Here is a 21,398-nt window from a genome sequence, read left to right on the forward strand (position 1 = left end):
GAGGCGGGGAACGGCGATTGTCGCGAATTCGACGCGGGTCGTCCATTCGCGTCGACGGCGCGCGGATCGGCATGTCGCGCGTCGCGTCGGCCCGTCAGTCGGTCGCGAGGCGCGCGTACAGCGCGAAATCGCCCGGCGCGCCGCGCACCATCCGGTATGCGCGCAGCAATCCTTCGTACCGGTAGCCGCATTTCTGCAGCACGCGCGCGGAGCCGGCGTTGCTGGTCAGCACGACGCCCTGGATACGCATGAAGCCGCCTTCGGCGAACGCCCACGCGGTGACGCTCGCGCACATCGCGCTCGCGATGCCGCGCCCCCAGTGCGACGGCGCGAGGTCGTACGCGATCTCGGCCGAGCGGTTCGCGGTGGATACCGTATGCAGCCCGATGGTCCCGGCGAGCACGCCCGACGCGTCGTCGACGATCGCGAGGCGGCGGATCGAATCCGGATGAGCCGATTCGATGCCGTCGAACAGCGGCAGCAGATCGTCGCGCGCATGCAGGTTCCAGCTCGTGTGGCGGACGACGTCGGGGTTCGACAGGTACGCGCTGTACACGGACGTCCGCCGCGCGGCCGATTATCTCGATTTTGGCAAGAAGCTGTTTTCATTATTGCGCTATCGACCGGAACCGGTTCCAACTACCATGGCGGCCGCGGCGGGCATGCTGGCCGCGACGTCGCGCGCGCGTTTCGCATGCGCGCATTCCCGTGTGCGGACGCTGCCGGCCTCGCCATGCCGGCGGATCTCGCCGACCGCACGCGCTACTCGCATAGAACAACGGGCTCACCGCCCGGAGACGCTAAAACCATGAACAAGCAACTGATCGCAGCACCGCTGCTGCTCTCGCTCGCGGGCATCGCCTCCGCGCAAAGCTCCGTCACGCTGTACGGCATTGTCGACGCGGGCGTGACCTACCGCAGCAACGAACGGGTCGGCTCGCCGGGCGCCTATACCGGGCATTCGGACGTCGGCCTGACGACCGGCAACCTGTCCGGCAGCCGCTGGGGCATCAAGGGCGCGGAGGATCTCGGCGGCGGGATGCGCGCGCTGTTCGTGCTCGAGAACGGCTTCGACATCACCAACGGCACGTCGGGCCAGGGCGGCCGCCAGTTCGGCCGGCAGGCGTTCGTCGGCGTCGGCAGCGATCGCTACGGCACGGTCACGCTCGGCCGCCAGTACACGTCGCTCGACGACTTCGTGAGCCCGGTCGGCCCGTCGTCGTTCATCGGCGGCTTCGGCGCGCACCCGGGCGACATCGACGACCTCGACCAGACCGCGCGCGTCGACAGCTCGATCAAGTACACGAGCGCGAACTACTCGGGCTTCACGTTCGGCGCGCTGTACGGCTTCGGCAGCCAGCCGGGCAGCATGAAGCAGCGCAACACGTGGAGCGTCGGCGCGGCGTACGCGGCGGGGCCGCTGCGCGTGGGCGTCGGCTACGAGCGTTCGGACAACAGCAAGACGGGCGCGACCGACCCGACCGCCGGCAAGTGGCGGAGCACCGACGACGGTCTGTTCAACTCGTCGATCAACGAAGGCTATGCGAGCGCGCAGTCGCAGCAGATCATCGCGACCGGCGCGACATACGACTTCGGCCCGGCCGTGGTCGGCGTGAACTACAGCAACGTGCAGTACCGCAGCGGTGCCCAGTCGCTGTTCAGCGGTCATGCGACGTTCAACGTCGCGGGCGTGTTCACGCGCTGGAACGTGCAGCCGCAGACGCAACTGTTCGCGGGCTACAGCTACACGCGCGGCAGCGACGTCGACGGTATCGACAACCGCGCGCAGTATCACAACGTCACGCTCGGCGCGGTCTACGACCTGTCGAAGCGCACCAGCGTGTACCTGCTCGGCGCGTACCAGCATGCGTCGGGCACGACGCTCGACGCGCTCGGCCGGCCGGTGGCCGCGACCGCATCGGTGTCGGACAAGGCGAACGGCCACTCGTCCGACTCGCGATCGCAGGCGATCGTCAGCCTCGGGCTGCGTCAGAAGTTCTGATGTCATGTGCAGCCAGTGGCCCGCATTCGATGCGGGCCACTGGCTGCGCGACGTATATCCAATCCTGTCGTATCCGGGTGGCTCGGACGGCGCGATGCCCGACGGCCCGCGCCGGAGCGCATCGCCTTCACGTTCGGCCGGCGTGCGGCCTTCCCGGTTGACCTGCGGCCGCGTCTCCTTCCGCCGAATTCTCGGCACCTCTTCCGTGCCGCCTGCATCGGCAACGGCATTCCGTTGCGCATCGTCTTATTTCACTTATTCACGATTTCCCGGCAATACGGTATGCGGCCTGCGCGTCTGGTGACGTGATGTCGCATGCGTCGGACAATATTTTTTCTCTTTCATTTTAATTTCGATTTGTAATAATTGAATCGACTTGCCGGCAATGGAAATTCAATGCGCGAGAATCAGAAAAAATGACGTATTTGTATTGGGCGATTCGGAATAAAGTGCCGGAGAAAACGGATCGCGAGAGCGCTGCCTGACGGGGATCTGCGGTGCGACCTCCGGATCGGTCGATCTTCAGTCAGCCGGCGTTGCGCGGTAAAGGAACGCAATGAACAATTCGAAGCGCAATTGAACCGGTCTTTGAAAAAATCACCAATATTTCATACGCGGCGAATTAGAGTGTCGAAAAACGATCGTCCGGGAGCATCATTCATGTTATCGAAAAAAATTCGCGCGGCATTGCTCGGGTTGTGCATGGCAATGCTGACGCCGGTCAGTCACGCACAAGCGCAATACACGACGGACTGGCTCGCGAACACGTTCGGCACGCTCGCCGCGCACGTCGGCAACGGCGCGCGCTCGCTGTGGGTCGCCCCCGAGGGCGTGATCTATACGGCGTCGCGCTGGGACGAGAACGCGGGCGGCGTCGCGATCTACCAGAACGGGCAGACGCTCGGCACGATCGGCATCCATGATGAATTCCAGGGCGGCGCGATCACCGGCAACGCGAACGTGCTGTTCGTCGCGCTCGGCTATAACCGCACGTTCGGCAGCGGCTCGGTCGGCCGCTACAACCGCAGCACGAACCAGCGCGACCTGCGCATTCCGGTCAGCACGTGGACGGGCATCCAGTACGCGGACGTGATCACGGGCCTCGCGACGACCGGCAACCTGCTGTACGTGAGCGACTTCTACGGCAACCGCGTGCGCGTCTACACGACGGACGGCGTGTGGCAGCGCGACATCGGCGTATCGGGCCCCGGCGCGCTGGCGCTCGACGCGGCCGGCAACCTGTGGGTCGCGCGCAAGAGTGCGGGCGTCGTCGCGCAGTTCGGCCCGACGGGCACGGCGATGAACACGATCCAGATGGCGGCCCGTGCGCGGCCGGCGTCGCTGTATTTCGATGCGCCGGGCGGGCAGTTGCTGGTGGGCGACGAGGGCCCCGACATGAACATCAAGATCTACACGCTCGCGGGCCAGCCCGTGCAGGTCGGCACGTTCGGCGTGCAGGGCGGCTATCTCGACACGACGTCGGGCATCAAGGGGCAGGTCGGCGACAAGCGCTTCACGCGCGTCGCAGGCATCGGCAAGGACGCGGCCGGCAACCTGTACGTGCTGAACAACGCGTGGGGCGGCGGCTGGGATCTCGGGCGCAACGGCAGCACCGACCTGCATTCGTACAACCCGACGGGCGCGCTGCAATGGAAGCTGCAGGCGCTGAACTTCGAAGGCGCCGCCGCGCCCGATCCGGTGACCGACGGCGCGTTCTTCTACAGCGGCAACAACGTGTACACCGGCACCGCGGGCGGCACGTTCGTCGCGAACACGATCGATCCGTTCAGCTATCCGAAGGACCCGCGCCTCGACATGAACGACTACCAGCGCGGCCAGCATTTCGGCCAGCTCGCGCTGGTAAGGGGCACCCGGATGCTCGTCGCGACCGGGCAGAACCCGGGCAACTACAACGTCTATCACTTCAACGGCGCGAGCGGCTACATCGCGATTCCGGACGGCTCGATTCCCGGCAAGCCGTTCAACACGACGCTGCAGGTAACGGCCGGTTTCGCGCTCGACGACAACGGCGACGTGTGGGCCGGGCTCGATCGCACCAACAACATCTCGCACTATCCGATGACGGGTTTCGACGCGGCCGGGAAGCCGACATGGGGCAAGCCGGTGCAGATTCCGATTCCGCGCACCGTGCTGCCGCTCACGCGGATCATCTACCAGGCCGACAGCGACACGATGATCCTCGCGCAGGGCATCTCGGGCAGCTGGGACTGGACCGCGATGAACGGGCACATCGAGGTCTATCGCGGCTGGAAGGCCGGCAACACGAGCACGCCGAACGTGGCGATCAACCTGACGAGCGCGAATCCGAAATCGATGGCGGCGGCCGGCCACTACCTGTTCGTCGGCTACGTGCACACGGTGCCGAACGTCGACGTGTTCGACCTGAACACCGGCAGCCTCGTCACCACGCTGACGAACTCGAACACGTCGGCGATGGACGTCGGCAACGACGTCGACTCGATGTACGGCATCCGTGCGTACCTGCGCTCGACCGGCGAATACGTGATCACGAAGGACAACTACAACGGGTCGAGCCTCGTCGTGTATCGCTGGCATCCGTGATCGTGCACGCCGCGCCGCCCGGGCCGGCCAGGTCTCATGGCGCGCCGAGCACGCGGCCGTTCACCTCGCGTCCGTACATCGAGTCGGGCGTGTCGTGGAATTTTGCGCGGGTGTCCTGCACCGAGCCGGTGAAGCGCGGGTCCTGCGGGCGTTCGTGGCTGTCCATGAAGGTCGCGACGTCCCACGCTTCCTGATCGGTCAGCGTGCCGCCGAGTCCGAGCGGCATGTTGGCCTTCACGAAGCCGGCCGCGTTGCGGATGTCGCCCATCCCCGCGCCCCAGTTGAACGAGCGCGCGCCCCAGAGCGCCGGAAAGACCGGCTTGCCGCCGCTCGATTGTCCCTGGCCGTCCGCGCCGTGACACAGCGCGCAGTGCTGCGTGTAGACGGCGGCACCGCGCGCGTAGTCGGCTTTTTGCGCGGGCGGCGGCAGTTTCGGGAAACCCTGGCCGGGCAGTTTCGTGCCGACCGGCGCGCCCTTCGCGAGCCAGTACGAATAGGTTTCGAGCGCAACGAGAATCGGATCGCCGGCCGGCGGCGCCTTGCCGTTCATGCTGTATCTGAAGCAACCCTGCAGGCGTTCGGCGAACGTGTTCACGTGGCCGTTCTTGATGCGGTAGGCCGGGTACAGCAGGTAGGCGGCCCACATCGGGCTCGAATCGGGCCGGCGGCCCGCGTCGAGGTGGCAGCTCGCGCAGGTGAGCTTGTTGCCGACGTACTTGCCCGCGAGTTCGGGCGTGTGCAGGAAGATCTGCTCGCCGAGCTTCACGGTCTTGCCGAAGTCGTCGGCGGGTATCGCGGATTCGGGCGGCGGCGTGAACGGCTTCACCGTCGTCGTTGCGGGAACGGTGGCCGCGGCGGAGGCGGAAGCGGCGGCCGGTGCGTCCTGCGGCGCGGCCGCGCAGGCGAGCGCGGGCAGCCAGGCCGCGCCGAGCAGCGCGGCACGCGCGCCGCGGATCAGCGTCGAGCGATCGATCATCGTTGTTCTCCGTTCGCGGCGCCGCCGCGCGCATAGTAGGCGGCCACCGCGTCGATATCGGCGTCGGACAGCTTGCCGGCAACCATCGGCATCAGCGCCATCGGGCCGGGCGCACGCGTGCCGCGCTTCCAGCCGTTCAGCTGGCCCGCGATGTACGCGGCCGGCTGGCCGGCGAGTGGCGGAACCGCGGTGCCTGCGCCGAGGCCGCCCGCGCCGTGGCATTGCGCACAGGCGGGCAGACCCTGCGACCAGCGTCCGCGCGTCGCGAGCCACGCGCCGGTGTTCGCCGGGTCGATCGACGCGGCGTCGGAAGCGGCAATGGCGGGCGGCGCGGGCAGGCTCGCGAAGTACGCGGAGACCGCGTCGCGATCGCGCGGCGACAGCAGTTTCGCGAGCGGCTGCATGACCGGATTCTGGCGGCTGCCGTCGGCGAACGCGGCGAGTTGAGCCGAAAGATAGGCGGCATGTGTGCCGGCGAGCCGCGGAAAGCCGGCGGCCGCGTTGCCTTCGCCCTGGGCGCCGTGGCAGCCGATGCATGCAGCCACGCCCGTCGTCGTGCCCCGGGTGGCGATGGTCTTGCCGAGCGCGACGTCGTCCGCGCGCGCGTTGCCGGCCAGGAGCGCTGCCGCGGCGAGCAGAAGCGGCCCGAACCGGCGTCGCGGTGTGTCGACCGAATCGTTCACGTGTCCCCTCCTTGTTGTCTGTCTTGTGGCGTGCGCAATTGTGCAATTGCGCGGTCAGCCCGCGTCGGGCCGGTCTTGCCGTGGCGCAAGCTGCGGTGTCGGTGCCGTCGCGTCGTATCGCCCGAAGCCGTAGCGCGCGAAAATCCGGAACGCCTCGGGCGACCGGATGAACGCGAGCCACGCGCGTGCGGCTTCCGGATGCGGCGCGTGCTTCACCATCGCGCCTGCATAGAGCGCCGTCGTATTGTGCGCGGCCGGAATGTCGATGTGCATCAGCGGATGCCCGACCTGTTCCTGGAACGCCGCTTCCGATTGCCACAGCACGCCGGCGTCGGCGCGCCCCTGCATCAGGAACAGCGCGGTTTCGCGATGATGGATGTGCGTGAGTTCGGTCGTGCCGGCGCGCACCTTGTCGTCGTAGACGGTGCGCGCGAGTGTATCGCCGCCGGCTTTCACGAGCGATGCGCGGATCTGCCGCGCGACGCCTTCGAACGCCGGGTTCGGCATCGCGAGCTTCACGTCGGGCCGCGCGAGATCGCTCAGCGACGCGATGTGCTTCGGATTGCCCGCGCGCACCATGATCGTCAACTGGTTGGTCACGTAGGGCACGGCCGGACCGTCGAGCGTGCCGTCGGCGATCAGTTCGTCGATCTTGCCGAGCCCGGCGAAATACGCGTCGGGCTCGACCGTCCACGTCATGTTGCCGACGGTGATCGTGCCGCCCGCGTGAATCTGCTTCACGAGCAGGCCGGGCGGGATCGTTTCCCAGTAGATGCGGCCGCGGTATTCCGGATGATCGGTCTCGAACTGCGCGACGAGCGGCGCCATCGCGAAGAAGTAGTTGCCGCCGACGTACAGCACGAGCTTCGGCGCGGTGAGGTCGCCGTGGAAATCGGCGAGCACGTCGACCTGCGGCACCGTGAATTCGAGGCCGCGGTTCGTCGCGTCGTTGTTGCGGCCGTCCTGCCACGGCGGAAACACGCTGTTTGAAGCATCGGCCGGGGCGGCGAGCGACAGCGTCGACGCACAGCAGAGCGCGGCCAGCGTGGCGTGCAGCGCCATGCACCAGCGGCGTCGCAACGGAGAGCGCGTGCGGATCGGTGTCATCGAGCGCCTCATTTCGCGTAGGTGAAACCGGCGTGCTGCAGCTCGGGCAGCGTGCCGACCACGCCCGGCGTGACGATCGCCGATGGAATCACATGGTTGGTCAGGTCGGCGGCGAGCGCGTCGAGCGGGAGCTTGTCCGGATTCGCATTCGCGCGGTCGAGCCGTTCCGCGAGCTCCCAGATCGCGTTGTGGCACGCCAGGAACACGACGCCGCGCTGCTGCAGCGCGGCGATGCTGTTGTCGTGCGACGAGAACGCGCCATCAGGTAGTTCGTGATCCTTCGCGTCTTTCGACTGCGCGGGTTTCGCGGCGAGCAGCGTGTTGGTCGCGAACGCGGCGCCGGCGAATGTCGAGAGGCCGTATTTGTCCCACGCGGCCGGGTCGAACAGCGCGAGATGCGCGGCGCCGTGCGTGGCCGACACGACGAGGAAGTCCGGATGACCGAACCCCCAGACCTGCGCGTTCAGCGCATTGCGCATCAGGTTCAGCCACGGGCCGCCGAGCTCGGTGTTGTCCCACACCTGCTTCGGGCCGCCGCGATAGCCGATCACTTCCATGAGCGCCGCGTGATCCCATTGATCGGGACGCTCGACGATCATCGGCACCGTCTTGAAGTCGCGTCGTCTCGGCGTGGCCGCGAGGCGGCGGGTGAGGTCTGCGAGGCGCGTCGCGCCGCCGGCCAGCAGCGCGCCGGATTCGGGTGTCGCAGCCTGCGCGGCGCGCGCGGCGCCGAGCAGCGCCGTGCCGGCCGCGAGGCCGAGTGTCTTGAGCGCGCCGCGGCGCGCATCCCGGTCGGACATCGAACTCTCCCATATCGTTTTTGTGGGGGCGTGCCGCAGCGCCGTGCCGCTGCGCAGCGTCGCCATCGCGTAGCCAGTCTAGAGGCGCGCGATCGACAGCGGAAATCGCGATATCGGATGGGAGATATTCGAGGGTGCGATGATTGGATGAAACGACAAGGCCGCGCGGTGCCGACTCATGCGGCGCCGCGCGGCCTTCGTCAGCCTTGAAAGGTCAGTGTGCGGTGCGTTCGCGCAGCACTTCCGACGGCCGTGCGTTGCGCACGAACACGCCGGCCAGCACCGCGCCCGCGAGTGCGATCGCGCCGGCCAGCACGAACGCGGACGCGAACGAGCCGCTGCGCTCGACGATGAAGCCGGTCACCGCCGGCCCGATCACGCCCGACAGGCTGCCCATGCAATGCAGGAAGCCGCTGACGCCGCCGACGCGCGCCGGATGCACGACGTCCTGCACGATCGCCCAATAGATCGCACCCGTCACGTACAGGAAGAACAGCGACACCGACATCAGCGCGACCGCGCCTTGCGTCGACTGCACGGCGCCCGCGACGGCCACGCACGCGCCGGCGCCGAGCAGGCAGGTGACGAGCACGATCCGGCGCGACAGCAGCAGGTTGCCGGTGAGCCGGTACAGCGCATCCGAGATCGCGCCGCCGCACGCAAGGCCGACCGTGCCGACGAGCCAGGGCACGACGGTGGCGACGCTCATCTCCTTGATGTTCAGATGGTGCGCACGCACGAGGTAGCTCGGGAACCAGCTCAGGAAGAAGAACAGCACGTAGTTGTAGCTGAAGAACGCGGCGGCCGTCGCGAGGATGCGCGGCTGGCGCACGTAATGCGACAGCGTGTGTGCGGGCGTTGCGGGGCCGGCGGCGGCACCTGCGTGGGCGGGCGCGGCGGCGGGTGTCGCTGCGGGCGCACCCGCTGCGTCGCCGACCGGCGTGGCCGGACGGTCCGAGGTCGACATCATCCACACGACGACCCACACGAGCCCGATCGCACATACGATCCAGAACGCCGGCCGCCAGCCGAAGTGCGCGGCCAGCAGGCCGACGATCGGCCCGGCGATCGCGCCGCCGAGCGGCGACCCGGCGCTGAGCAGGCCCATCGCGGTCGCGGCGGCGTCGCGCGGCAGCCAGTTGTTGACCATCTTGTTCGCGGCCGAGCACAGCGGCCCTTCGGCCATGCCGAACAGCAGCCGCACGATCAGCAGGCTCACGAAGCCGACGGTGAGCGCGGTCATTCCGCAGAACACCGACCACAGCCCGACCGACAGTACGTATACGAGCTTCGGCCCGAGCCGGTCGGACGCGAGCCCGCCGATGAAATTGAACAGCGCGTAGCCGATGAAGAACGTGCTGAAGACGAGGCCCATCTGCGCGGCGTCGATGCCGAGATCGGTCTGCACGATCGGCGCGACGATCGACAGCGCGACGCGGTCGAGATAGTTGATGCCATACACCAGGAACAGCAGGAATACCGTGAACCACGCCTGCGACTTCTGCTTCATGTCCGTCTCCTTCGTGCCGGTGGGCCGGCTGTCATGGTTGTCTTGTCGATCGTTTGCCGCGTCGGCATGTGCGTCAGCGGGCAGGGGCACTGCGCGGTTCGCTGAGGAATCCTGCGAACCGGGGTAAGCGGTCGTTCAGCGCGCGTACAACGGTGCGAGCAGCCCATCGGTGCCGCTCGCGCGTAGCGTCGCGAGATGGGCACCGATGCGCGTGATCACTGCATCGGGCCATGCCGCCGAACCGGCGAGCGCGAGGCTGCCGAGGGCGGCCCGAACCGCGCTGGTGGCATCGCCGGCTGCCGACAGCGTCGCGCCGAGTGCGGCCGCGCCCGGATCGCTGACCGTGAGCGCGCGGCCCGATTCGTCGCGCGCGGTGGCGAGGTAGTGCAGCCAGAGCGCGAGCGCGCGTTCCAGATACGGCCGCTCGATACCGGTCGCCGCGCTTTCGCCAAGCGCCGGCAGCCAGCGCAGCGGCACCTTCTGTGTGCCGTCCATCGCGATCTGTTCGGTGCGATGCGCGAGCGTCGGATTGCGGAAGCGCTGCACGAGCGTCGCGCAATAGCTGTGCGCGTCATAGCCGGACGGCACGTCGACGGTCGCGAGCAGGTCGCGCGTCATCACGCCGTCGACGAGCGCCGCGATCGCCGGATCGGCCATCGCGTCGGACACCGTCGCGCGGCCGCGCAGCTGCCCCGCATACGCGATCGCTGAATGCGAGCCGTTCAGCAGCCGCAGCTTCATCGTTTCGTAGGGCCGCACGTCGCCGACGAGGTGCGCGCCGGCGTCTTCCCAGCGCGGGCGCGGGCCGGCGAAGCGATCCTCGATCACCCATTGCGAGAACGGCTCGCAGACGATCGCGGCCGCATCCCGCGCGCCGAGATGGGCGTGCGCCCAGTCGAGCGATTCGGGCGTCGCGGCCGGCACGATCCGGTCGACCATGCTGTTCGGGAACGCGACGTCGTCGCGGATGCGCCGCGCGAGCGCGCCGTCGATGCGTTCCGCGTAGTCGATCAGCAGCGCGCGCAGCGTGTCGCCGTTCGCCGTCATGTTGTCGCAGCAGACGACGGTCAGCGGCGCACGGGCCGACCGCAGGCGCAGGCCGGCCGCGATCACGCCGAGCGCGGTGCGCGGCGTGTCGGGTGTCGCGAGATCCTGCCGGATCGCGGGATCGTCGGCATCGAGACCGCCGCCGGGGCGGCGGCAATAGCCTTTCTCGGTGACGGTCAGGCTGACGATCGACACGGCCGGATCGGCGATCAGCGCCAGTAGCGCGGGCAGCGATTCGGGCGCGAACAGCGCGTCGTGCACCGCACCGACGATGCGCGCGCGCGCGCCTTGGCCATCGCGTTCGATCACCGTGTACAGGTGATCCTGCGCGGCGAGCAGGTCGACGGTATGGCGCCGCCGCAGTTCGACGCCGACGATGCCCCAGCGGAGGTCGCCCTGTTCGAGCACCGTTTCCGTATGCAGCGCCTGGTGCGCGCGATGGAACGCGCCGAGGCCGAGATGGACGATACCCGTGCGAACCGCTTGCCGGTCATAACCGGGACGGCCCGTGCCGGGCGGCGCGGTGCGCAGAAAATCGGGGGCAGATAACATGACAGTCGTCAACGGTCCGTACCATGGTAGATGGAGGAATGCCTGCAGGTTATTTCGAGTTTTACGGCGAAGTTATCGGTGTAAACGCTAGATCGCCTGAAATCGACTGCTTATGTACCATGGTAGATATCGATATCAAGTCGGATCCATCGCAACCATGAGCGAAACGGCAGCATTGGAAGAAGCGGACGTCGTGGTCACGGCGCTGCAGGGGTTCTCGCTGGACGAGAGCCGGTCGTATACGGAGCAGGTGCATGCGCTGCTGCGCCACGCGATCGTGCGCGGCGCGCTGCCGCCGCGCACCGCGCTGTCGGAGGCGGTGATCTCCACGACGATCAAGGTCAGCCGCACCCCGGTGCGCGAGGCGTTCGCGCAGCTCGCCGACGAGCGGCTCGTGCAGATCATCCGGAAGGTCGGCACGCTGGTCGCGCCGATTCCGGTGTCGATCCTCGAGGAAGGGCGCTTCGCGCGCAGCACGCTCGAATGCGCGAACCATGTCGAGCTCGCGCAGAAGATCACGCCGGCGCAGCTCGCGGAGCTGTCGCGGATCATCGACGCGCAGCGCGAGGCGGTGGCCGTGGGCGACGTCGAAGCGTTCTTCGATCTCGACGAGGCAATGCACGGCCGGATGTTCGCGTTCGCGGGCCGGCCGCACGTGTGGGAAATGCTGCAGCCGATGAAGCGCCAGTTCGATCGTGTGCGCTGGCTGCTGCTCGACCGCGTCGAGGATCACGCGCGCCGCGCGCTGCAGGAACACGAACAGATTCTCGCGCACATCGCGTCGCGCAACATGGCGCTGCTCGGCGCATCGGTCGCGGCGCACGTCGACCGGATCGGCTCGCATCTGCCGGAAGTGCGCAGCCGCGCGCCCCATTACTTTGTCGACTGAAACGCCCGCTGGAGGAGCGCAGTGAAAATCGAACGCTTGCAGACCATCGTCACGTGTCCGGGCCGGAATTTCGTGACGGTGAAGATCGTGACCGACGAAGGCGTCCACGGCCTCGGCGACGCGACGCTCAACGGGCGTGAGCTCGCGGTGCGCGCGTACCTGGAAGACCACGTGTTTCCGTGCCTCGTCGGACGCGACCCGCGCAACATCGAGGACATCTGGCAATACCTGTATCGCGGCGCGTACTGGCGGCGCGGGCCCGTGACGATGACGGCGATCGCCGCGATCGACATGGCGCTGTGGGACATCCTGGGCAAGCTCGCGGGCATGCCCGTCTATCAGCTGCTCGGCGGCAAGAGCCGCGACGGCCTGATGGTATACGGCCACGCGAACGGACGCGATCACGAGGAAGCGGTCGACGCGGTGCGCGCGCACATCGAGGCCGGCTACCGCGCGATCCGCGTGCAGTCCGGTGTGCCGGGGCTCGACAAGGTGTACGGCGTCGGCAAGACGGCCGGCGCGTACGAGCCCGCCGAGAAGGGGCTGCCGCCCGAGGAGCCGTGGGACACCGCGCTCTACCTGCGCCACACGCCGGAACTGTTCCGCAAGGTGCGCGACGCGGTCGGCGATGCGCCGCACCTGCTCCACGACGCGCATCACCGGCTCACGCCGATCGAGGCCGCGCGGCTCGGCCGCGATCTCGAGCCGCATCGCCTGTTCTGGCTTGAGGACGCGACACCCGCGGAGAACCAGGACGCGTTCCGCCTGATCCGCCAGCACACGACGACGCCGCTCGCGGTCGGCGAGGTATTCAACTCGATCTGGGATTGCAAGGACCTGATCCGCGACCAGCTGATCGACTACATCCGCGCGACCATCGTGCACGCGGGCGGCATCACGCACGTACGGCGCATCGCCGACTACGCGGCGATGTACCAGGTGCGCACCGGTTTCCACGGCGCGACCGACCTGTCGCCCGTCTGCATGGCGGCGGCCGTGAATTTCGGGCTGTGGGCGCCGAACTTCGGCATCCAGGAACTGATGCCGCACAGCGCGCTGACCGACGAAGTGTTTCCGCACAGCTACCGCTTCGAGGACGGCTATCTCGTGATGGACGACGTGCCGGGCCTCGGCGTCGACATCGACGAGACGCTGGCCGCGAAATATCCGTACGAGCGCGCGTACCTGCCGGTCGCCCGGTTGCGTGACGGATCGATGTGGAACTGGTGAGCGCCGAAGACCAGAAGGAGAGAACCGAAATGTTGAGCGTCGTTGTCGATCGTCCGAACAGCATGGGCGTGCGCGAGGTGCCGCTGCCCGCGGCAGCCGCCGGAGAAGTGCGCGTGAAGGTGCGCTATGCGGGCATCTGCGGGTCGGACCTGCACATCTTTCACGGCAAGAATCCGTTCGTGTCGTATCCGCGCATCATCGGCCACGAGTTCGTCGGCACGATCGAGTCGGTCGGCGCGGGCGTCGACGCCGCGCGGCTCGGCGAGACCGTCGCGGTCGATCCGGTGATCAGCTGCGGGCATTGCCACGCGTGCACGATCGGCCGGCGCAACGTCTGCCGGCACCTGACCGTGCTCGGCGTGCATCGCGACGGCGGCTTCAGCCAGTACACGTGCGTGCCGGCCGGCAATGCGTACCGGATTCCGGACGCGATCGCCGAACCCTGCGCGGCGATCGTCGAGCCGTTCGCGGTGGCCGCGAACGCGACGTCGCGCACCGGCGTGCTGCCGGGCGACGTCGCGTTGATCTATGGCGCCGGCACGGTCGGGCTGACGATCCTGCAGGTGCTCAAGCGCGTGTACGGCATTCGCGCATTCATTACCGACCGGCTCGACGCACGGCTTCAGCTCGCGCGCAAGTGCGGCGCGGCCGAGGACGAAATCATCAATACGAGCGTCGAGTCGTTGCCCGACGCGCTGGAAAAGCGCGGCGTCGACGGCGGCCCGACGCTGATCTTCGATGCGGTCTGCCATCCGTCGATTCTCGAGGAGGCCGTGCGGATCGCCGCGCCGGCCGGCCGGATCGGCGTGCTCGGGTTTTCGTCTGAGCCGTCGGCGATCGTGCAGGCGGAGCTGACGAAGAAGGAATTGACGCTCGCGGCATCGCGGCTGAACTGCGCGATGTTCCCGCAGGTGATTGACTGGATTGCCCGCGGGCTGATCCAGCCGGAGCACATCGTTACGCACAAGGTGGGCTTTCGCGACGTCGCGCAGGCGTTCGAGATGGCCGAGCGCAATCCCGAGCAAAGCTGCAAGATCCTGCTCGATTTCGCGGGCGGCTGAGACCGGCTCGCGTCGACGGCCGGGGCGCGTGGCACGGCCCCGGCCCCGGCCACCCGGCGCGAAGATGCGTCAGAACGACACTGTCGTCGTCAGCGTGACGAGCCGCGGCTCGCCGACCGCGACGATCAGGTTGCTGTTGCTCGACGGATAGTAGGTCTTGTCGAGCAGGTTCTTCACGTTGAGCTGGATGCGCGTCGGGAACTTGCCGATCGTCGTTTCGTAGGCCGCGAACGCATCGACGGTCACGTAACCGGGCAGCGTGAAGCTGTTCGCGGTGTCGCCGGGCCGTGCGCCGACGAGCCGCGCGCCGCCGCCGAAGCGCCAGCGCCCCGGGAGGTTCGCGATCGCCGTGTCGTACACTGCGAACAGGCTGCCGGTATGGCGCGCGACGTTGACGAGCGGCGTGTTGCTGTCGCGGTCGTTCGCGTTCGTGTACGCATAGCTGCCGATCAGGCTCAGGTGCCGCGTGAGCTGCCCGGCGACGTCGAGTTCGATCCCGCGCGAGCGCGCGGTGCCGATCGTCGACGTGATGTCGTTGACCGTGACCGCGACCGCGACGTTGCGCTTGTCGATCTGATAGGCCGCGAGCGTGCCGGTGATGCCGGGCTTCAGGCTGAACTTCAGGCCGGCTTCCAGCACGCGGCCGAATTCCGGCGCGAGCGGCGCGGCCACATTCGACGCGACGTTCGGCTTGAACGAACGGCTCACGTTCGCATACGCGGTCAGCGACGGCGTGAGCGCATACGCGAGCCCGAACTGCGGCAGCCACACGTTGCCGTGCGAGCGGTCGGCGAACACGAACGGCCGCCCCATTCCCGATTCCTGCTGCCAGTCCTCCCAGCGCAGCCCGCCGACCGCGGTGAGCCGGTCGGTGATCTTCACCGAGTCCTGCACGATCATCGAATACGTGTGGACCTTCGAGAGCGAATCGCTCTGCTTCGCGCTCACCGTGCCGCCGGGCGCGAGCAGGCCGTAGACGGGATCGTAGAGATCGAAGCCCTTCGTCGCGGTGCCGCGGATCGTGTCGCCGCGGAAGCTGCGCTGCCGCTCGTATTCGCCGCCGATATAGAGCGCGTGGTTCATCCCCGCGAGCGTCAGGTTGCCGAGCAGGCCGAGCGTCGCGATCTGGTCGGAGTCGTTGCGCCCGAGGTTCGCGTCGGACGAGCGCGACAGCGCGCCGGTCGTGCTGTTGAAGGCGGTCGCGCGGGCGATGTATTGATCGTAGCGGTCGCGGCCCCAGCCGTAGGTCGCGCGCACGCGCCATGCGTCGGAGAAGCGGTGCTCGACGCGCGCGCGCAGCGTTTCCTGGATGCCGCTGCTTTGCGCCCACGCTTCCTCGTAGCGGCGATAGCGCAGCGCATCGTCGGGGCGGCGGTTCACGAGCACCGTGCCGCGATCGAACGGCATCGTGTAGTCGACGTACTGGTAGCTGACGTCGATCGACGTGTTCGCGTCGTGCCACGACAGCGCGGGCGCGATCAGCGCGTTGCGCTCGCGGCCGAAGCTGCGCCAGTAGCGGCTCGTGTCGTATTCGCCGGTGAGCCGGAACGTGAGCGTGCCGCCCGCGACCTGCCCCGGTTTGCCGAGCGGGCCGGTCAGGTCGAACTGTGCGCTGCTGCCGCCGTGGCTCGTGCGCGAGGCCGAGATCGAGCCGCCGAACGTATCCTCCGGCTTGCGCGTGACGAGGTTGATCACGCCGCCCGGGTCCTGCATCCCGTACAGCAGCGAAGCCGGGCCCTTCAGCACTTCGACGCGGTCGATCGTCGCGAGGTAGCTGTGCAGCACCGGCGTGCGCACGCCGTCGACCAGCACGGAGCCGTCGTTGTTCGAGCCGAAGCCGCGCTTGATGAACGCGTCGCGCGTGCCGCCGAGCGTGTTGGTCTGCGTGACGCCACTGATGTTGCCGAGCACGTCATCGAGCGAGCGCGCCTGCTGGTCCTGCATCACGCTGCTGCTGACCACGGCTACCGATTGCGGAATCTCCTTGAGCGGGCGATCGTCGCCGCCGGCGACGTTGCTCGTGCGCGGCTGGTAGCCGACGGTCGGATCGACGGCTGACGATGCGCTGACGCTGATCGTCGGCAGTTCGCGTTCGGGGCGCGCGGGCGTCGACGAGGGCGAGGACGTGGCCGCCGAGGCCGTGGCGGCGGGTTCGGCATCCGCATGCGCGCCGCTTGCGACGCAAAACGTGATCAGGGCAGGCAGGCTCGCGCGCCACGGACGAAGAGTCCGGGCGCGGTGGGGCGTTCGGCGGGATGGCATGAATCGATGAATGGACGGAGTGCTAAGGACGATGACGCGGGCCGCAGCGCCTTTACTGCGTCGCGCGGAGGATGCGCATGATATACGTAATGAGAATCGTTTGCAATTGTAAAGAGGCCGATTCGAACCGGGCATCGCGATTGCCGGGCCGCCGGCCGTCTGCTACCGTAGCGCCCAAAATCAGACGCAGTGAAATTCAATGAGAGCCGGGGGCCGCACCATGTCATCTTCCTGTCACGTCGCGTGCCGCGCGACGTCGCGCACCGCAGCCGACCGTGCGGGTGCTGAAGTGATCGCAGCCGTGTTCCACGATTCGAACGATTGACGCAACGGCAGCACGATCATTCAGTGGTGTTTCGCCGGCCAGCCGGCGAAGCGCCGCGATCGATTACTTCAACCACCACGCTTGACGGGAGACCACCCAATGAAAAAGAGTTCCGCGCCGTTCATGACGGCCGCGCTGGCTGCCTGCGCGATGCTGGCGGGCGTTCACCAGAGCGGTTACGCCGCGCCGGCTGCCGAGCCCGCGATCGATGCGCACTACGCCACCGTGATCGAGGCCTACACGCAGGACATGGCAGCCGCGAAGACGAAATACGATGGCAGGCGCCTCGCGTTCGTCGGCGCGGTGATGCGGATGGGCAGCGACCCGGGCGGCACGTACTTCGGTGCGTTGACGGCCGACGGCGAGCAGTTCGACACGCATTTCGACGCGGCCGACCAGGCCGCGTTGAAACCGAAATTCCCGGGCGGCGAGATCAAGCCGTTCACGGCGTCCGCGAATTTCCGCTTCAGCTGCGTGAACGAAGGTTATATCGACGCGCCGGTGCTGCCGGGGCTGAAGCTGTCGCATTGCCGGCTCGCCGATTGATCGAGGTGCGGTGTCCGGCGTTCAGAACTTCTGCTGGATGCCGGCCATCACGCCGAGCTGATTCATCCCGGTGCCGACCGTCCCGCCGGCGGCAACCGCGTTCGCGGCCAGCGCGCTGTTGAACATGTAGCCCACCGACGTATAGACGGTCGTCCGCTTCGACAGGAAATAGTTCGCGCGCCCGACGACCAGCGTGGCGTTCGTGCCTTCCTTGTTTTCGCGGCGTTGCAGGTAGCGCACGCCCTGCAGGTCGAGCGCGAGGTAGGGCGTCGCGTAGTACGTGCCGCCCGCGAACACGATGTCGGCCTGCAGGTGCTCGGCCGCCGCGAGGTTGCGGCGGATCCACCCGGCGCCGAGTTTCGCGGGGCCGATCTTCACGTAGCCCGCGACGATATCGCGCGTGTCGGTGTAGGCCGGATTGTTCAGCGGCGCGAGCGCGCCGCCGCCGCCGCGCATCACGTCGTGCGACGCGGCCAGCCCGAAATTGCTCGCGTCATACGCGAGCATCGCCGTGTATTGGCGGCACGCGACGATGTCACCGGGCACCTGTCCGGCGCAGCCCGTCGCCGACGGCCCCGCCGGCCCGGCCGCGTCGCGGCCGAAGCTGTAGGTCGCGCCGAGCGTCACGCCGTGGAACGTGCCCTTGTAGCCGATCGCATTGTCGCTGCGCGCGTTCGGCAGATACGAGTCGAAATCCGCCATCGAATGAATCGACGGGCCGATCACGTCGGCATTGGTCAGCACGATCATCGACATGTTCATCTGGCGGCCGAGGGTCAGCGCGCCGAACGGGCTGTTCACGCCCACGTTGGCTTGCCGCCCGAACAGGCGCCCGCCGTAGTTCAGCACGCCGGTGCCGGGCTGGAAGCCGTTTTCGAGCACGAAGAAGGCCTGGTAGCCGCCGCCGAGATCCTCCGTGCCTCTCAGGCCCCAGCGTGACGGCACTTCGCCGGTCAGCGTCGGCATCCCGGTGAACGATCCGCCGCGCGCGGCGTTGTTGTAGTAGGACACGCCGGTATCGATGATCCCGTACAGCGTGACGCTGCTTTGCGCGCAGGCCGGTCCGGCCAGCGCCATCGCCGTCGCCGTCGCGAGTGCGACGCCCAGTTTCGTTTTCATGGCTGTCTCCAAACAGTATGTAGATCTACTTATCGATTTATTTATTGCCCCGGACATGCCCGGGATGCCGACGGGTATCGGCAGGACTGCGGGTGTCGCGTGTTACGAGATCGCCGGATCGCGTTGCCGGTGCGGCGCCGCGACACGCGCGCCCGCCACGGCGACGGCGATTGCCGCGCCGGCCATCGGCACGAGGAACGCGAAATAGAGATGGGGCACGGACCAGCCGTCGTCCAGCAGCGCACCGACCGTCATTGGCGACAGGATCGCGCCGAGGCGGCCGATGCCGACCGCGAGACCGATGCCGGTCGTGCGGATCTCGGCGGGATACGGCGTCGGCGACAGCGCGTACATGCCGGCAACGCATGCGTTGATCACGGCGCCGAGGAACACCGCGACGGTCATCCCGATGCCGAGCGAGCCGGTGTTCGCGCCGAACACGACCATCAGTGCGCCGCCCAGCAGCAGCGTCGCGCCCAGCAGGCTGCGCAGGCGGAACCGGGTCGACAGCAGGCTGAACAGCGACGCACCCGCGATGCCGCCGAGGTTGAGCAGCACGCCGCCGGTCACGCCCTGCGAGGCCGACAGGCCGGCCTGGACCAGCAGCTTCGGCGTCCAGCTCACGACGAAATAGAAGCTGCCCATCACGAGAAAGAACGCGACCCACAGCGCGATCGTGCGACGCGTGAGCGGCGCGCGCAGCACGGCCGTCCAACTTGACGCGGGGCTCGCCGTGTCGACGGACGCAGTCGCGGCCGGCAGCGCGTCGATCGGCGCGCGCTTCATTCTCGCGAGGATGCGGTTGATCTTCTGCAGTGCGTTGTCGGGACGCCGCGCCAGCAGGAAGTCGAGCGATTCCGGCAACAGTGCGAGCACCATCGGGATCGCCATCAAGGTCAGGATGCCGCCGAACGCGAACACGCTGCGCCATCCCCATACCGACAGCAGATAACCGGCGATGACGCCGCCGGCGGTGGCGCCGATCGCGTAGCCGGTCGACTGCATGCCGATCGCGGCGCTGCGCCATTTGTTCGAGGCGTACTCGCCGCTGATGACGGTCAGGCTTGCGAGCATCCCGCCGATGCCGAGCCCGGTATAGGCACGTGCGACGGCGAGTTGCAACGTGCTGTGCGTGGCCGCACAGGCCAGCATTCCGGTCGAGATCACGGCGAGGCAGAGCAGGATGATGCGGCGGCGGCCGACGCGGTCGGCCAGCGGGGCGATCAGTACCGAGCCGATCCCCATGCCGGCCAGCCCGGCGCTCAGCAGCAGGCCGATTTCCTTGCCGCTCAGTTTCCACTCGGCGGCCAGGTGCGGTGCGGCAAACGCGATGGCCAGCACGTCGAAGCCGTCGAGCATGTTCAGCACGACGCAGGCCGTGACCGCCATCGTCTGGAACGCGCTCATCGGGGACGCGTCGATCGTATTGCGGATATTGTCGCTCACGTCAAAGATCCTTGATAAAAATAGTATGACTAATCGAATGGGATGAAATCGAAGCCGGCAGCTGCGAACGGGACGAAAGCGAATGCGTGGGTTGATGGCCAACCCGGGGAACGCCCATCGCGCCGGCTCGCGTCGTTCGCGCGCCGGCGCGAGGGTTACGCGGGGTCGGGCTGCATCAGCAGCCGCTCGATCACGCGCCGCGCGCGATTGGGGCCCGCGTCTACATGAATGTCGATCTGGCGGCCGTGCGGAAACCGCAACTGATTCCGGTATTGCGCTTCGATCACGGTCTTGTCTTCATCGAACGTCGCCGCGGATTGCTCGATGACCGTTCGCGCGATGCGTTCGACGTCGTGTTGCGGATTGGTCGCGACGGTCCAGAAGTAGTGCGTCGTCGTTTCCGTCTCGGGCGTGATGCCGTGGAAGCCGCGCATGTGAAAGCCGCCGCGCGCCGGATCGTGCAGGTCGCCGATGCCGGCGTCCATCGCGCCGGTCCAGATCCGGATATGCGACACGTGGAATTCGATTTCCTGCCAGCGGTCGACGCGGCCCGCGAACGGCCACGCGGCCGTGTAGGTCGGCGGCGGGTCGGACTCCGGCATCCGGCGGACCAGCGTCACCGTGTCGCCGTCGCTGCTGACGCGGGTTTCCGCGCCCATATGCAGCGGCGCGTTACCGCCGATCGTTTTCAGATGAACGTAGCCGAGGTGGCTCAGGTCCATCAGGTTGTCGTGAATCAGCTGATACGGCGCGTCGTAATGGTAGTGGCCGCCGCCGAACCGGTATTGCGGATCCGTGTGGAACGCATAGCGCGGCGGCGCGCAGGTCGGTTGGGCGTGCGCGTCGGCGCCGATCCAGATCCATACGATCGCGTCCTGCTCCTGCACCGGATACGACGCCACGCACGCCTTCGCCGGAATGCGTTCCTGGCCGGGAATCTCCACGCAGGTGCCGCCGCGGTCGAACAGCAGCCCGTGATAGCCGCAGCGCAGGCCGCGCGCTTCGAGCGAGCCGCACGACAGCGGCAGCGACTTGTGGCAGCAGCGATCCTCCAGCGCGCCGACTTCCCCGGACGGCAACCGGAACAGGACGACCGGACGGCCGAGCAGCGTGCGGGCGACGGGTTGGTCCGTCAGTTCGGATGACAGCGCGGCGACCCACCATCGGTCGACCAGGAATTGAGCAGTACTGATGGGGGGCCGGGCATGTTGTTCCATTGATCGTCTCCAGTATTGTGGTTGGCCGCCGCGTATCGGGCGG

At 67.8% G+C, this 21,398-nt stretch carries 16 protein-coding genes and 1 pseudogene; 6 read left to right on the top strand and 11 right to left on the bottom strand.

Features of this window, described 5'->3' with window-relative positions:
• Positions 1-94 precede the first annotated feature (94 nt).
• Positions 95-547: pseudogene (locus U4Y91_RS34020) on the bottom strand (GNAT family N-acetyltransferase); the annotation flags it as partial.
• A gap of 261 nt (positions 548-808) precedes the next feature.
• On the opposite strand from U4Y91_RS34020, the gene U4Y91_RS34025 reads away from it, so the two are divergent.
• Together U4Y91_RS34025 and U4Y91_RS34030 are read left to right on the top strand one after the other, a co-directional pair.
• Complete coding sequence (locus tag U4Y91_RS34025; protein ID WP_321808741.1) at positions 809-2,002, top strand: porin; 1,194 nt, start codon at positions 809-811, stop codon at positions 2,000-2,002.
• 660 nt (positions 2,003-2,662) lie between these two features.
• Positions 2,663-4,585: an SMP-30/gluconolactonase/LRE family protein gene (locus U4Y91_RS34030; protein ID WP_321808742.1), complete on the top strand. Its 1,923-nt coding sequence runs from the start codon at positions 2,663-2,665 to the stop codon at positions 4,583-4,585.
• 34 nt (positions 4,586-4,619) lie between these two features.
• Here the strand turns inward: U4Y91_RS34030 and U4Y91_RS34035 are convergent, their stop codons facing one another.
• The 6 genes from U4Y91_RS34035 to U4Y91_RS34060 all read right to left on the bottom strand — a co-directional run bounded on the left by U4Y91_RS34035 (position 4,620) and on the right by U4Y91_RS34060 (position 11,260).
• Positions 4,620-5,561, bottom strand: coding sequence for a c-type cytochrome (locus U4Y91_RS34035; protein WP_321808743.1), 942 nt, complete (start codon positions 5,559-5,561; stop codon positions 4,620-4,622).
• Positions 5,558-6,244, bottom strand: a complete 687-nt coding sequence (locus U4Y91_RS34040) for a c-type cytochrome (RefSeq protein WP_321808744.1) — start codon at positions 6,242-6,244, stop codon at positions 5,558-5,560. The genes U4Y91_RS34035 and U4Y91_RS34040 overlap by 4 nt, the downstream gene beginning before the upstream one ends.
• A gap of 54 nt (positions 6,245-6,298) precedes the next feature.
• Positions 6,299-7,351, bottom strand: a complete 1,053-nt coding sequence (locus U4Y91_RS34045; protein ID WP_321808745.1) for a substrate-binding domain-containing protein — start codon at positions 7,349-7,351, stop codon at positions 6,299-6,301.
• Positions 7,352-7,359: 8 nt separating this feature from the next.
• On the bottom strand, positions 7,360-8,151 hold the full coding sequence (locus U4Y91_RS34050; protein WP_321808746.1) for a transcriptional initiation protein Tat: 792 nt from the start codon (positions 8,149-8,151) through the stop codon (positions 7,360-7,362).
• A 214-nt stretch (positions 8,152-8,365) separates the two neighbouring features.
• Positions 8,366-9,661, bottom strand: coding sequence for an MFS transporter (locus U4Y91_RS34055; RefSeq protein WP_321808747.1), 1,296 nt, complete (start codon positions 9,659-9,661; stop codon positions 8,366-8,368).
• 135 nt (positions 9,662-9,796) lie between these two features.
• Positions 9,797-11,260 carry a mannitol dehydrogenase family protein gene (locus tag U4Y91_RS34060; RefSeq protein ID WP_321808748.1) on the bottom strand — a complete coding sequence of 488 codons (1,464 nt, stop codon included), beginning with the start codon at positions 11,258-11,260 and terminating at the stop codon, positions 9,797-9,799.
• 157 nt (positions 11,261-11,417) lie between these two features.
• On the opposite strand from U4Y91_RS34060, the gene U4Y91_RS34065 reads away from it, so the two are divergent.
• From U4Y91_RS34065 to U4Y91_RS34075, 3 genes are read left to right on the top strand one after another with little or no spacing between them, the layout of a single operon-like run.
• Positions 11,418-12,149 (top strand): GntR family transcriptional regulator, encoded by a 732-nt coding sequence (locus tag U4Y91_RS34065; protein WP_321808749.1) that lies wholly within the window; start codon positions 11,418-11,420, stop codon positions 12,147-12,149.
• Positions 12,150-12,170: 21 nt separating this feature from the next.
• Positions 12,171-13,379: a D-mannonate dehydratase ManD gene (gene manD / locus U4Y91_RS34070; protein WP_321808750.1), complete on the top strand. Its 1,209-nt coding sequence runs from the start codon at positions 12,171-12,173 to the stop codon at positions 13,377-13,379.
• Between the two features lie 29 nt (positions 13,380-13,408).
• On the top strand, positions 13,409-14,440 hold the full coding sequence (locus tag U4Y91_RS34075; RefSeq protein WP_321808751.1) for a Zn-dependent oxidoreductase: 1,032 nt from the start codon (positions 13,409-13,411) through the stop codon (positions 14,438-14,440).
• A gap of 69 nt (positions 14,441-14,509) precedes the next feature.
• Here the strand turns inward: U4Y91_RS34075 and U4Y91_RS34080 are convergent, their stop codons facing one another.
• Complete coding sequence (locus U4Y91_RS34080; RefSeq protein ID WP_321808752.1) at positions 14,510-16,702, bottom strand: TonB-dependent siderophore receptor; 2,193 nt, start codon at positions 16,700-16,702, stop codon at positions 14,510-14,512.
• A gap of 424 nt (positions 16,703-17,126) precedes the next feature.
• Here U4Y91_RS34080 and U4Y91_RS34085 point away from each other — a divergent pair, with 424 nt between their 5' ends.
• Positions 17,127-17,573, top strand: coding sequence for a hypothetical protein (locus U4Y91_RS34085; RefSeq protein WP_044847414.1), 447 nt, complete (start codon positions 17,127-17,129; stop codon positions 17,571-17,573).
• Positions 17,574-17,594: 21 nt separating this feature from the next.
• Here the strand turns inward: U4Y91_RS34085 and U4Y91_RS34090 are convergent, their stop codons facing one another.
• The 3 genes from U4Y91_RS34090 to U4Y91_RS34100 all read right to left on the bottom strand — a co-directional run bounded on the left by U4Y91_RS34090 (position 17,595) and on the right by U4Y91_RS34100 (position 21,355).
• The gene (locus tag U4Y91_RS34090) at positions 17,595-18,692 is read right to left on the bottom strand and encodes a porin (protein WP_321808753.1); all 1,098 of its coding nucleotides are present in this window, start codon (positions 18,690-18,692) and stop codon (positions 17,595-17,597) included.
• A gap of 102 nt (positions 18,693-18,794) precedes the next feature.
• Entirely contained in the window at positions 18,795-20,138 is a 1,344-nt protein-coding gene (locus tag U4Y91_RS34095; RefSeq protein ID WP_321808754.1) for an MFS transporter, read from the bottom strand.
• Between the two features lie 155 nt (positions 20,139-20,293).
• A complete protein-coding gene (locus U4Y91_RS34100) occupies positions 20,294-21,355 on the bottom strand; it encodes an aromatic ring-hydroxylating dioxygenase subunit alpha (RefSeq protein WP_321808755.1) in 1,062 nt (353 codons plus the stop codon).
• Positions 21,356-21,398 lie beyond the last annotated feature (43 nt).

The sequence above is a fragment of the Burkholderia sp. BCC1993 genome (assembly GCF_905339865.1).
GTDB lineage: Bacteria > Pseudomonadota > Gammaproteobacteria > Burkholderiales > Burkholderiaceae > Burkholderia.

Coding starts and splice junctions, on each gene's coding strand:
- U4Y91_RS34025 (WP_321808741.1), top strand. CDS start 809: ATGAACAAGCAACTGATCGCAGCACCGCTGCTGCTCTCGCTCGCGGGC.
- U4Y91_RS34030 (WP_321808742.1), top strand. CDS start 2,663: ATGTTATCGAAAAAAATTCGCGCGGCATTGCTCGGGTTGTGCATGGCA.
- U4Y91_RS34035 (WP_321808743.1), bottom strand. CDS start 5,561: ATGATCGATCGCTCGACGCTGATCCGCGGCGCGCGTGCCGCGCTGCTC.
- U4Y91_RS34045 (WP_321808745.1), bottom strand. CDS start 7,351: ATGACACCGATCCGCACGCGCTCTCCGTTGCGACGCCGCTGGTGCATG.
- U4Y91_RS34050 (WP_321808746.1), bottom strand. CDS start 8,151: ATGTCCGACCGGGATGCGCGCCGCGGCGCGCTCAAGACACTCGGCCTC.
- U4Y91_RS34055 (WP_321808747.1), bottom strand. CDS start 9,661: ATGAAGCAGAAGTCGCAGGCGTGGTTCACGGTATTCCTGCTGTTCCTG.
- U4Y91_RS34060 (WP_321808748.1), bottom strand. CDS start 11,260: ATGTTATCTGCCCCCGATTTTCTGCGCACCGCGCCGCCCGGCACGGGC.
- U4Y91_RS34065 (WP_321808749.1), top strand. CDS start 11,418: ATGAGCGAAACGGCAGCATTGGAAGAAGCGGACGTCGTGGTCACGGCG.
- U4Y91_RS34075 (WP_321808751.1), top strand. CDS start 13,409: ATGTTGAGCGTCGTTGTCGATCGTCCGAACAGCATGGGCGTGCGCGAG.
- U4Y91_RS34080 (WP_321808752.1), bottom strand. CDS start 16,702: ATGCCATCCCGCCGAACGCCCCACCGCGCCCGGACTCTTCGTCCGTGG.
- U4Y91_RS34085 (WP_044847414.1), top strand. CDS start 17,127: ATGAAAAAGAGTTCCGCGCCGTTCATGACGGCCGCGCTGGCTGCCTGC.
- U4Y91_RS34090 (WP_321808753.1), bottom strand. CDS start 18,692: ATGAAAACGAAACTGGGCGTCGCACTCGCGACGGCGACGGCGATGGCG.
- U4Y91_RS34100 (WP_321808755.1), bottom strand. CDS start 21,355: ATGGAACAACATGCCCGGCCCCCCATCAGTACTGCTCAATTCCTGGTC.